General features: G+C 63.9%; 8 protein-coding genes and 2 pseudogenes. 4 read left to right on the forward strand and 6 right to left on the reverse strand.

All coding sequences use genetic code 11. The annotated features are described in order from the left end of the window. Nucleotides 1-71 precede the first annotated feature (71 nt). Nucleotides 72-734: a ferredoxin Fer gene (fer, locus tag BMX17_RS09250; RefSeq protein ID WP_092659258.1), complete on the forward strand. Its 663-nt coding sequence runs from the start codon at nucleotides 72-74 to the stop codon at nucleotides 732-734. Between the two features lie 225 nt (nucleotides 735-959). On the opposite strand, the gene BMX17_RS09255 is transcribed toward fer, so the two are convergent. The 3 genes from BMX17_RS09255 to BMX17_RS09265 form a co-directional block, all read right to left on the reverse strand. Further along, nucleotides 960-2,390, reverse strand: a complete 1,431-nt coding sequence (locus BMX17_RS09255) for a dihydrolipoyl dehydrogenase (RefSeq protein ID WP_092659260.1) — start codon at nucleotides 2,388-2,390, stop codon at nucleotides 960-962. 90 nt (nucleotides 2,391-2,480) lie between these two features. Continuing rightward, nucleotides 2,481-3,767 (reverse strand): MFS transporter, encoded by a 1,287-nt coding sequence (locus BMX17_RS09260; RefSeq protein WP_092659262.1) that lies wholly within the window; start codon nucleotides 3,765-3,767, stop codon nucleotides 2,481-2,483. A 3-nt stretch (nucleotides 3,768-3,770) separates the two neighbouring features. After that, nucleotides 3,771-4,883 carry an MBL fold metallo-hydrolase gene (locus BMX17_RS09265; protein ID WP_092659264.1) on the reverse strand — a complete coding sequence of 371 codons (1,113 nt, stop codon included), beginning with the start codon at nucleotides 4,881-4,883 and terminating at the stop codon, nucleotides 3,771-3,773. An 88-nt stretch (nucleotides 4,884-4,971) separates the two neighbouring features. Here BMX17_RS09265 and BMX17_RS09270 point away from each other — a divergent pair, with 88 nt between their 5' ends. Then, nucleotides 4,972-5,706, forward strand: coding sequence for a helix-turn-helix domain-containing protein (locus tag BMX17_RS09270; RefSeq protein ID WP_092659266.1), 735 nt, complete (start codon nucleotides 4,972-4,974; stop codon nucleotides 5,704-5,706). Nucleotides 5,707-5,734: 28 nt separating this feature from the next. Here BMX17_RS09270 and BMX17_RS09275 read toward each other — a convergent pair whose 3' ends face one another. Beyond that, nucleotides 5,735-6,076: a hypothetical protein gene (locus tag BMX17_RS09275; RefSeq protein ID WP_211611310.1), complete on the reverse strand. Its 342-nt coding sequence runs from the start codon at nucleotides 6,074-6,076 to the stop codon at nucleotides 5,735-5,737. A 635-nt stretch (nucleotides 6,077-6,711) separates the two neighbouring features. On the opposite strand from BMX17_RS09275, the gene BMX17_RS09280 reads away from it, so the two are divergent. Together BMX17_RS09280 and BMX17_RS09290 are read left to right on the forward strand one after the other, a co-directional pair. Beyond that, nucleotides 6,712-8,100 (forward strand): FAD-dependent oxidoreductase, encoded by a 1,389-nt coding sequence (locus BMX17_RS09280; RefSeq protein WP_092659268.1) that lies wholly within the window; start codon nucleotides 6,712-6,714, stop codon nucleotides 8,098-8,100. Nucleotides 8,101-8,368: 268 nt separating this feature from the next. Continuing rightward, a pseudogene (locus tag BMX17_RS09290) lies at nucleotides 8,369-8,883 on the forward strand (macro domain-containing protein). Nucleotides 8,884-8,904: 21 nt separating this feature from the next. On the opposite strand, the gene BMX17_RS09295 reads toward BMX17_RS09290, so the two are convergent. Both BMX17_RS09295 and BMX17_RS09300 read right to left on the reverse strand, forming a co-directional pair. After that, nucleotides 8,905-10,818: a beta-CASP ribonuclease aCPSF1 gene (locus tag BMX17_RS09295; protein WP_092659270.1), complete on the reverse strand. Its 1,914-nt coding sequence runs from the start codon at nucleotides 10,816-10,818 to the stop codon at nucleotides 8,905-8,907. A 336-nt stretch (nucleotides 10,819-11,154) separates the two neighbouring features. After that, a pseudogene (locus BMX17_RS09300) lies at nucleotides 11,155-11,472 on the reverse strand (IS6 family transposase); the annotation flags it as partial.

Consider the following 11,472-nt stretch of genomic DNA (forward strand, 5'->3'; position numbering starts at 1 on the left):
GCCCACGTCCCCCAGCCGGAATAACTTGTTGCGGAAGGAGGGGATTTATACGCTAGAGCCGTAGCGAACACGTGGACTCCCCATTCGACGTTCTCGGGCTCGACCCTGACGCGGACGACGCGGCGATCCGCGACGCCTACCGTCGGCGGGTGAAGGAAGCCCACCCCGACCGCGGCGGGTCCACGCGCGAGTTCCAGCGCGTCAAGGAAGCCTACGAGAAAATTCAGAACGGATGGGAGCCCGACGATCGGATTCCGGAACCACGATCCACGGAAACCCCACAGGAGCCGAATCCAGAACCCGAACAGGAAGGTCACCACGTCGAGTACCTCAACTACGAAGTCCTCGACGACCACGGCTGGGAACTCTCCGACGAGGACCTCTTCGAGAAAGCCGCCGATGCGTACCTCGACGACGAGGATTACGGCGAACTGCGAGTCGAGGACAACCAGTCGTTGCTGGAGGCCGCCGAGGACGACGGCCACGCCTGGCCCTTCGCCTGTCGGGGCGGTGCTTGCACGAACTGCGCCGTCGCCGTCGTCGAAGGTGAGATGCCGACGCCGACCAACCACATCCTCCCCCAGGAGATGCTCGACCGTGGCATCCGCCTCTCCTGTATCAGCGCGCCCGTCTCCGACGAGGCGAAGATCGTCTTCAACGTCAAGTACCTCCCCGGAGTCAACGAACTCCTCTTGCCCGCCAGCCGGTTCGAGGGCGCGTCGACGACAGATTGAGCCACAGTACCGACTCGCCTCCCAGTCGGTCCACCCGGTCGCGCCACTGCAAACCGCTGATGAGTCACGTCGCGTCCGACACCCCGGTGTCCGCGTGCGATTCCGTCCCCGCGAGGATTACGATCGCTGCGTTTGCCATTGCGGATTACCATACCGTAGTGAGTTACTAAACCGCACCCGAACGTTCGGGTAACCCGCTGACATCCGTGTAACCGCTGGGCGGCCTCAGTGGTGCTGGTGGCTGTCCCCACGGCTGAACTGCCCGGAGAACGCACGCTGGACGACCTCGGGGAGTGCCGGGTGGACGTGGATCGATTCACGAATGTCACGGACGGTTCCGGTCCCCGCTTTCATCGCGACGACGACCTCCTGGATCAGCGTCGACGCGTCGGGGCCGACGATGTGACAGCCCAGGATCTCGCCTTCCGGATCGATGATCGCTTTCACGAAGCCGGTGGCGTTCATCGCGTCGCCGCGGGCGGTGTCCGCGAACTGGTAGGTGTTGATGGCGTACTCGCGACCCGCTTCGCGGAGTTCTCGTTCCCGCGCGCCGACGCCGGCGACCTCGGGCGAGGCGAACACGGCGAACGGCATCGCGCTGTAGTCGACCGGTTCGGGCTCGCTCCCGAACAGGTTCCGTGCCACCGCGCGAGCCTCGTGGTTGGCACTGTGTTTCAGCAGGTACTCACCGACGATGTCGCCGAGCGCCCAGACGCCGTCGACGGTCGTCCGCAGGTACTCGTCCGTCTCGACGAATCCCTGCGCGTCGGTCTCGATAGCCGTCCGGTCCAGTCGCAGTGTGTCCGTGTTCGGCGTCCGTCCCGCCGCCACCAGCAACTCGTCGCCGGTGACCGTCACGCCGTCGGCGTTTCCGACGAGGCCGCCGTCGTCACCGTACTCGTAGGGGCGCGCCTCGACCGCTATCCTCCCGTCGTCGGCCGAGACGGCCGTCGCCGCGTGGCCGGTGTGGAGGGTGAACCGATCCGCGTACATATCGGTGAACGCCGCCGCGACTTCGGAGTCGGCCTGGGGGAGCAGGTTCGGCCGCCGACCGACGATCGTCACGTCGCTGCCGAAGGTCCCGAAGAAGTGCGCGAGTTCGGCCGCGATGTAGCCGCCACCGACGATCACGAGGTGCTCCGGTGGATCTTCGAGCTGGAGCGCGTCGGTACTCGTCAGGTACGGTACCTCCTCGATGCCGTCGATGTCGGGAATCGCGGGCCGCGTTCCCGCCGCGATCAGGACCGTCTCGGCCTGGAGTCGCGCCCCGTCGTCGTCCCCGCCGACGATTTCGACGGTCCGGTCGTCGACGAACCGCCCTTCACCCTGGTAGAGGTCGTGCTGGGACGAGGACTGCAATCCGCGACGGATCGATTCGGCGTCCTCGCCGACCTCCTCGTTGACTTTCCTGACGATATCGGCGAAGGCAACGTCCTCGACGGTCGCCTCGATGTCGAACTCGGCGGCGCGCTCGATCGTTTCGAGTACGTCCGCGTGGTACAGCAGGTGCTTCGAGGGGATACAGCCGCGATTCAAGCAGGTGCCGCCGAGCGGCCCCTTCTCGACGACGGCGACCGATTGGCCCTGTCTGGCCGCGATGTTGGCGACTTCGAGTCCGGAGCCCGATCCGACGACGAGAAAGTCGTATTCCTCCATGCAAAGGACCAGTCGCTCCGCGGCCTTGAATGGCGAGTTCCCCAGGGGTGGCCGGGGTCGGCGAACGCCGATCCGAGACCACAGGGGATATCAGTCCTCTGGCACCGCCCCTGCTCCGGGTTCCGTCGCGGGTGCCGGCGGTTCGTGTGTCCCGAACTCCGGATGGGTCTCCTCCATCCAGACGATGACGATCGCGCCCGAGAGGAACATCAGGATGCCCGTCATGTAGAACGCGGCTTCGATGTCGACGAACTGCATCGCGAGCCCGATCAGGATCGCGCCGACGGCGTACCCAGAGTCGCGCCACATCCGGTAGACGCCCATGCCGGCCGACCGCCACGTCGGGTGGGCGGCGTCGCTCGGCACGGTCATCAGGTTCGGATACAGCAAGGCCATCCCGAGCCCGGAGGCAGCGGCCAGCACGGCCCAGGGGAGGTAGCCGTCGACGAGTGCCATCCCGAGCACGCCGCCGCCGGCCAGGAACATCCCCACGATCACGGGTGGCCGCCGACCGATCCGGTCGGCGAGGCCCCCAGTGCCGATCTGGAGGAAGTACATCGCGCTGTGGACGCCGACCACGACGCCGACCGCCTCGATGCCGAGTCCTTGACTCGTGAGATACAGCGGGACGGCGATCCAGAACAGCGTGTCCACGAAGTTCTCGATGTGCCCGGCCTGGGCCGCGGCGAACAGCGTCCGATCGCCGTAGGTCGCACGCTTGAGGACAGCCACGAACGGCAGGTTCGCGTCGTGGTGATCGTCGTCACCTTCCGCCTGTGCGAACTGGAGCGTCTCCTCGATCAGGAAGATCGAGATGAGGAAGGCCAGCACCACGACGACGGCCAGGAAGTAGAACGGCTCCGGACGGAGGTTCCACTGACCCGCGATGAGACCCGTGACCCAGGCGCCGACGGCGACGCCGGAGTAGCCGAACGCCTCGTCGATGCCGACGGCGAGCCCGCGCTGGTCGGGGCCTGCGAGGTCGATCTTGGCGTTGATCGCCATGCTCCAGGTGAGCGCCTGGTTGACGCCGAGCAGCACGTTCCCGACCGTGATCCACGCCCAGTTGGGCGCGAAGATGAGGATGAGCGGCAGCGGCAGTGCCGTCGCCCACCCGAGGACGAGCACCGGTTTGCGGCCGAATTCTTCGCCCCACTTGCCAGCGTAGAGGTTGAGGATCGACTTCACGATCCCGAACGAGACGACGAAGGAGCCGATGACGAACAGCGACTCGACGCCCAGCACGTCCCGTCCGAGGACGGGGACGACAGCACGCTCTGACCCGATGGTTAGCCCGGTCGCGAAGACAAGCAGGACGTGGAGCGAGAACTGACCGAGGTGTTCGCGAATGCCCTGTTTCAGTTCGGTCTCACTCATCGGTCACTCCGCCGCACAGTTGTTCGGCCCCAGTTCCAGATCGGCCAGTTCCTCGTCGGCCACGGACTCCTGCCCGACGTTGACCCCCTTGACGCGCTCGAAGTTCGGCGGATGGTCCGGGATGTCCGAGGCGAGCGTCTCGACGAACTCCTCGCGATCCCGCTGCAGGTCCGCGTTTCGCGCTTTCACGTCGCCGAGCGTCGCCGTCACTGGCGGGTCGGGTGATCCCGGATCGTGTGCCGGGAGGACGAGCACCTCGTCCGGGTACGACAGCAGGCGCTGGAGGCTCTCGTACAGCGTGACGGCGTTTTCCTCGACGTCTGAGTCCTCGATGCCGGCTTCGACGCCGAGCTCGACCCGGCCGACGCTCTCGTGAAAGAGGGTGTCCCCGGTGAGCAACGCCTCGCCGCCCACGTCGAAGGAGACGCTCCCCTCGCTGTGGCCGGGCGTGTGGATCACGGCGATGTCGGCTCCGCCGACCGTAATCGTCTGACCGTCTTCCAGCGGGACGGCGTCGATCTCGAGCGCGTCCGCAGGGTGGAGGTGGTACGGCACGTCCTTGCGGGCTGCGAGTCTCGCACCGCCGGAGACGTGATCGGCGTGGGCGTGCGTGTCGAGCGCGGCAACGAGTTCGGCGTCGTACTCGTCCACGATCGCCTCGTACGCGTCGAGGTAGTGGGAGGCGTCGAAGACGACGGCCTGCCCGTTCGAGACGAGGACGTGAGACAGACACCCTTTCCCGGGACGGGCGACCTGGATCAGTTCCCCGCCGATATCGACCGGAACCGTGGCGTGTCGATGGACCCGACTCCACCCGCGCAGCCCGTCCGTGAGGGTCGCGGCGTCGTAGCCCATCCCCAGTAACACGTCCGTCGCCGTCTGTGAGACGACCCCCTCGGTACAGACCGTCACGATCTCGTCGTGGTCGGGAAGGTCGGCGAGCGGGCCCGTCGCACTCTCGGGGTCGTCCACGAGTCGGTCGTACACGTCGACGTTCACACTCCCTGGAATGTGCCAGTCCTCGAACTCCTCGCTGTGACGGATATCCAGGACCAGCACGTCCTCGTCGTCACGCTGTAACCGCCTGCTCAACTCCGCCGGCGCGATCTCTGTCATCTGTATCACTCCGTAGACGTAGCGACCGGTAATACGCACTGCCGGACATGACCGGCACCGTTAATCAGGTCGAGCCACGTTATCCGATATGGTGCTCTACGAGGCGTCGCTCCGGGTGAAACACGAGTGTCCCTACAGGGAGATCTCGGAGCGCCACCCGGACCTCACGATCCGCGAGTGGCCGTTGAGTGACTGCCAGGTTCTGGAAATCTCCACCGAAGATACGCCGACGGGCCAGCTCATGGAAGACATCGACCGCCTCGGAACGGTACTTCACGAGTCGGCGGACGATTCGGGCTACCACGTCGTGACTCAGTCCTGTCTGTGCTCGCTCGAGGAGTCGATCGTCGACCGCTTCGAAGACCACAATTGCCTGTACCAGTCGCCGACGATCTATCGACAGGGCTGGGAACACTACACGGTCATCGCGTTCGACGAGGACGATGTCCGGGCGTTGCTCGGCGATCTCCGTGCCGACAGGGACATCGAACTGCTCTCGAAGACCGCGATCGCGGAGAAACGGATCCCACACAGTATGCTGACGCCCGTGGACCGGTTGTTCGACGACCTCACGGACCGCCAGCTAGCGGCGCTCCAGCTGGCACTCGAACACGGATACTACGAACAACCGCGGCAGACATCTCTCCGTGACATCGCCGGCCGGACATCCGTCTCGAAGTCGACGTACGAAGAACACCTTCGGAAGGCGGAGAACAAACTCCTCACGAACGCGGGACGGTTCTTGCGGCTGGTGACTGCGACCGCTTCGGCGGACCCGCTTCGGGCGGACCGACCGAGACCGTCTGAGCAGGGTGCCGACTGAATACACCGCGTGGGTCGGGATCGACGGTCTATTTCCCGTCGAGAAACGCGGCCGCCCGCTCGTGACCGAGTTCCATCAACTCGTTCAGAAAGTCCCTGTCGCGGTCGACTTTCGTCGAGCAGTGGAACCGCTCGCCCATCCCGATCCGGTGGATCTCGGTGTGGGAGAACTCCGATTCGGGGAGGAAGCCGTCGTCGACCCAGTCGGTGACGCGCTCGATGAAGTGGAGTTCCTGATTCAGTGGGATTTCCCGAGAGTTCGTTGCGCCGGTCGATGATCGCTCTCCGGTGTCGGGTTCACCCTCGAACTCCTGGGGGTTGATCTGGACGATCCAGAGTTCGTCGGGTTTGCGCTCCGGCGGATTCGACACCTACTGGGGTCGCGTCGACGACGTCGGGCTCATGTTCAACGGAATCGTCGAGAACGCTATCGGCAGCTGGCGCGATACGACGTGCAGTACGTCTTCTACGGGCCAATAGAACGGAACCGCTATGGGAGTGACCTGTTTCGCAACGAGTCCGCAGCCGCCCCCGGCTTCCAAAACGATGTCGTGACCGTATTCCGGGTCAATCAGTCTGCAATCGAGCGAGACGAGTTCTCGACCCGCTCACCGTAATCCGTGCCCGGACCGATCAGGCTCCCGCACCACGCTTTTCGGTCTAGCGCCCGGAACCCACAGTGTGACCGATTCGACTGCACAGCAGTGTCCGGTCTGTGGGTGGACGGGTCCCGAGTCAGCGCTCGAGACGGTGAACGACGAGTCGAACTGCCCGGCGTGTGGGGAGTCACTGCCAGAATAAAGGAGAGACTGCTGGAGCCTGGTGGTTGCTGATCGGTTCTGCTCCCATCGTCGGTCCCGTTGCGTACCAAGTCGCCTGTCCTCTCAGTGTGTGTTTCCGGTTCGAGGATCGACTAGAGTCGTCGAATACCACACACGTCTCTCGTCGATATCCGAAAGGTGCGAGTTATCCGTGGGGGGTGTCGACGTGGAGGTGACGGCCACATATGTCTGGCAACTACGACCTGGTTATCGTCGGCGGCGGAATCAGCGGGGCATCGCTTCTGTACACGACGGCGAAGTTCACCGACATCGACTCGATCGCGCTGATCGAGAAGGAGTCGGAGATTGCCGCGATCAACACCCATCGGTCGAACAACTCCCAGACGTTACACTTCGGCGACATCGAGACGAATTACACCCTCGAAAAGGCCGAGGAGGTCAAGGAAGGCGCGGAACTGCTCGCGGGCTACCTGGAGAACTACGATTCCGACCGCGAGATGCACGCAAAGCGAAGCAAGATGGTCCTCGGCGTCGGCGACGAAGAGGTCGCCTCCCTCGAAGAACGGTACCACGAGGAGGGGTTCGGCGACCTCTATCCCAAGCTCCGACCCATCGGTCGCGACGAGATCGCGGAGATCGAACCCAACGTCGTCGCGGGTCGGGATTCCGACACGGAAATGCTCGCGCTCCAGACCCCGGACGGGTACGTCGTCGACTACGGGATGACGGCCCGGTCCTTCGTCGAACAGGCCACCGAGGAACCGGGCGTCGACGTTCACACCGGGACCGAGGTCACGGACATCACCCCGACGGTGGACGGCTACACGATCGAGACGGACGACGGTCGCTTCGACAGTGATGCGACCGTCGTCGCGGCTGGCTCCCACAGCCTCCAGATGGCCAAGGAACTCGGCTACGGGCAAGACAAGGTCTTGCTCCCCGTCGCTGGATCGTTCTTCCTCGCGGACGACTTCCTGAACGGGAAGGTGTACACCCTCCAGATGAAGAAGCTCCCGTTCGCCGCGGTCCACGGCGACGCGGACGTCCACGACCCGAGCGTGACGCGGTTCGGCCCGACCGCGAAACTCGTCCCGACGCTGGAGCGGGGACGGCTCTCGACAGTCGGCGACTTCCTCGACGTCTTCGGCCTGAACGCCGCCGCATTCCTCAGTTACGCCAACATCCTCTCGGATCGGATCCTCCTGCCGTACGTCCTCCGGAACCTCGTGTACGACCTGCCGGAGATCGGTCGGCGACAGTTCCTGCCCCAGGTTCAGAAGGTCGTCCCCAACGCGGAACTCGACGACATCGAACGTGCGGAGGGGTACGGCGGCGTCCGGCCACAGATCGTCGACACGAGCGAGAAGTCCCTGGACATGGGCGAGGCCAAGATCGTCGGTGACGACGTAATCTTCAATATCACTCCCTCGCCGGGTGCTTCGACGTGTCTCAAGAACGCGATGCGGGACACGCACACGCTACTCGATTTCCTCGAGGGCGAGTACGAGTTCGACGAGTCGGCGTTCCGCGCGGACACGATCGACAACTTCCCCCGAGACGACCGCGACACCGAGAGCGCCACGAGCGACGCGATTCCGGTGATGACCGACTGACGGGCCACCGCTGCTGAGCGATCACTCGCTCCAGGAAATCTCGTATTCGGGCCCGTACCGCTGTTCACCGGTTTCGGAGTCCGTCAACCGTTCCAGTTCCACCTCCAGAGTCGGCTCCTCCGGCACAGTGACGTCCCGTTCTTGCTCCGGACCCGACAGTTGCACCGTCCCCCATTCGATCACGAGCAAACCATTTCGGACGCACTGCTGGAGTGAGCGCTCCCACCGCTCCTGAGAAGTGTACTGTAGTAACGGCAAACGGCACCATATGGAGTTCACGGTGATCGAAGGCGACATCGCCGATCAGAGTGCCGATGCACTGGTGAACGCGGCCGGAACGCCCCTCCGGATGAGGAGCGGTGTCGCGGGTGCGCTCCGTCGCGGCGCACGCGGGCCGATCAACGAAGACGCCCTCTCGAAGGGGCCCGCCCATCTCGGAGGGGGCGCCGTCACCGACGCGTACGAACTCGGCGCCGAACACGTCGTCCACGCCGCCGCGATGCCACACTACGGCGTCGGACGGGCGACTACAGAGAGTATCCGCGAGGCGACAGCGAACACGTTAGCGAAAGCCGACGAACTGGGCTGTGAGTCATCGTCGTTCCGATTCTCGGCACCGGAGCGACCGGACTCGAATTCGAGACCGGCGCGCAGGTCGTCTGTGAAGTGATCCGGCAGTACGAACCCGAGACGGTGCGCGACGTTCGCGTCATCGCGTACTCGACGCCGGAGTACGAGACTGTACAGGAGATCGTGACACGACCGCATTCGAACAGCGAATGACTCGACTGACGGACCGCTCGTTCACCTGAGTCGGAAGGTTTCGAGGTTCTTGGGCGCGTAGGTTCGGCAGTTGAGCTTCTGGTACAGAGCCGAGGAGAACTGGTCCGTCGCCGTCTCGTCCCCGTGGACACAGAGCACTTCCTCGGGCTGGGGGTGCATCGTCCGGACGAAGTTCTCCAGCCCGTTCCGGTCGGCGTGGCCCGAGAACCCACTGACGGACTCGATGTCGAACTCGAGTTGCAGGCGGTCGCTTCCACGCCCGCCGTCGCCGAGCGATATCTCGCGCCGGCCACCCTGAATCTGGCGACCGAGGGTCCCCTCCGCCTGATAGCCGACGAAGATCAGCGCGTTGTCCGGGTCCGTCCCGAGCAGTTCCAGCCACGAGAGAATTGGTCCGCCGTTGACCATCCCTGCCGTCGAGAGGATGATACAGGGTTCGCCGTCGGCGATGTCCTGGCGCATCTCCTCGCCACCGTCGACCTGCTGGAACTGCTCGGCCATGAAGGGGTTGTCGTCCTGGTGGAGGATCCGGTCTGTCAGGCCGTCCCGCAGGAACTCCGGGTAGGCGGTGTGGATCGCCGTCGCCTCCCGGATCATCCCGTCCAGATACACGGGCATCGTCGGGAGCCGTCCCTCGCGCATGGCCTCCTCGAAGACGAGCATCATCTCCTGGGAGCGACCGACCGCGAAGGCCGGGATCACGACCTTCCCGCCCTCGTCGTAGGTGTCGGATATCAGCTCGATCAGGTTTCGCTCGGAGTCTTCCTGATCGGTCTGGTAGTCGCCCTTGCGCCCGTAGGTCGACTCCATGACGAGCGTCTCGGCCCGTGGGAAGTCGTTCTCGGCCCCGTTGAACAGCCGTGTGTCGGTATGATGGATGTCACCCGAGAACACGACGTTGTGGAAGCCGCTGCCGACGTGGAAGTGGCAGACTGCGCTACCGAGGATGTGGCCCGCGTTGTGGAGTGTGAGTTTGATGTCCGGTGCGATGTCGGTCACGTCACCGTAGTCGACCGTGATCGTGTGCTTGAGCGTCTCCCGGACCATCTCGCTCTCGTAAGGGGGCGTCCGGCCCTGCTTTGCGGCCACGTTCAGGTAGTCCAACTGGAGCAACCCCATCAGGTCCCGCGTCGGAGCGGTCGTGTAGATCGGCCCGTCGTAGCCGTACTTGAAGAGCAGCGGGAGGAGGGCACTGTGGTCGAGGTGGGCGTGTGTCAGGACGACGGCGTCCAGGTCGGCGATCGGATTCGCCTCTGGCATCTGGAGGTACGGGACCTCGCCTTCGGCACCGGGTTTGTCACCGCAGTCGATGAGAACCCGCGTGTTCGGTGTACTCAGAATGAAACTCGCTCGGCCGACCTCGCGACAACATCCCAGTGTCGTGATCCGGACCCACTCCGGATCGGCAGGTGATGGGCCGTAGATGTTCGATCCGATGCGTTCGAGTAGCTCCCGCCGGTCGGCTCGCTCCTGCACGAGAAAGTTCCTGACGTTGGCGACCGTCGAGGATTCCATCGGTGGCGTCCGGAGGACCTCTGGCGTCCAGCCGATCTGCTGGGTAATCTCGTCGAGTTTGCTCGCCCGCCGACCGATGACCAGTCCCGGCTTTTCGGCCTCGATGAGGACTTCACCGGTCTCGGGATAGAACTCGAGATCGCTCACGCCGGCCTCGTCGGGGAGAAGGTCGTGGAGATGGCTCTCGGCGTCGGCCGGCGGTGTGCGACTCCCCGGCGACGGCCGAACGGTGATTCGCTTTCTGAGCGAACTCGCCAGTTCGGGGATGACACCGTCGGCTTCGGCGAACTTTCGGGGCGTATCGGTGTAGATTACCAGTTGTGGCCCCTCGTAGGCGACGCGAGTGATCGACAGGTCGGCCGGTATCTCCGACGCGATCTGCTCCCGGAGGGTGTCGAAATCGGGTTCGTTCGAACTCATGAACTCTCGTGGTGTTGCGGTGGTCGAATTGACATAGACTGTCCGTTGGTGTGTTCAGACGGCAGTGACTGCGGAAGAACGAAAACCGTTCGCCGCGATCTGATTAAGGGTTCTGGTCGGCGCTTATATGAGTTTTGTTACCGAGGAAAGATGGCCAGCGCTCACTCTCCAGCCGTTTCAGCTGGATCCCCTGTCGTCCCGGGGCCGGACGTACCGAGACTACCGATTGCTCCCAGCCGGTTCCCCCCGTGTCGTCGCATAGGCATCGTGATCTCAGAACACGGGCTCGAATATCGCCGGACGAGTTTAATGCTTGGACGGTGTGTAAGGTAGTGTTCAGATTAGCTGATTCCATGCGAAGGCGAACGATTGGAGCCAGTCGTCGGCTGTTTCTCGCTCGGCGTTGCTGAAACAGTTTGAGAACGAAGAGGTGCGGCGTTTTACCTCACGAAAGACACGTTCGACACTGTTCCGATTTCCATGGGGCTCGTATCTGAAATCGAGGCCGTGTCGTTGGCAGGCGTCTTTCAGTGGTGCTGCACCATCGACGAGAAACACAGCGTCGTCCACGTCGTGTTTCTCGCGGAGTTCGGCAAAGAATGCGTGAGCGAGAGCGTTCGTTCTCACCGGTTCAAGCTTTGTGTGGAGTAATTC

It is taken from the genome of Halorientalis persicus (assembly GCF_900110215.1).
GTDB classification, from domain to species: Archaea; Halobacteriota; Halobacteria; order Halobacteriales; family Haloarculaceae; genus Halorientalis; species Halorientalis persica.

What these genes read in the sequence shown, in the direction of transcription:
- BMX17_RS09255 (WP_092659260.1), bottom strand. Translation starts at nt 2,390, where the DNA reads ATGGAGGAATACGACTTTCTCGTCGTCGGATCGGGCTCCGGACTCGAA.
- BMX17_RS09270 (WP_092659266.1), top strand. Translation starts at nt 4,972, where the DNA reads ATGGTGCTCTACGAGGCGTCGCTCCGGGTGAAACACGAGTGTCCCTAC.
- BMX17_RS09265 (WP_092659264.1), bottom strand. Translation starts at nt 4,883, where the DNA reads ATGACAGAGATCGCGCCGGCGGAGTTGAGCAGGCGGTTACAGCGTGAC.
- BMX17_RS09260 (WP_092659262.1), bottom strand. Translation starts at nt 3,767, where the DNA reads ATGAGTGAGACCGAACTGAAACAGGGCATTCGCGAACACCTCGGTCAG.
- BMX17_RS09280 (WP_092659268.1), top strand. Translation starts at nt 6,712, where the DNA reads ATGTCTGGCAACTACGACCTGGTTATCGTCGGCGGCGGAATCAGCGGG.
- BMX17_RS09295 (WP_092659270.1), bottom strand. Translation starts at nt 10,818, where the DNA reads ATGAGTTCGAACGAACCCGATTTCGACACCCTCCGGGAGCAGATCGCG.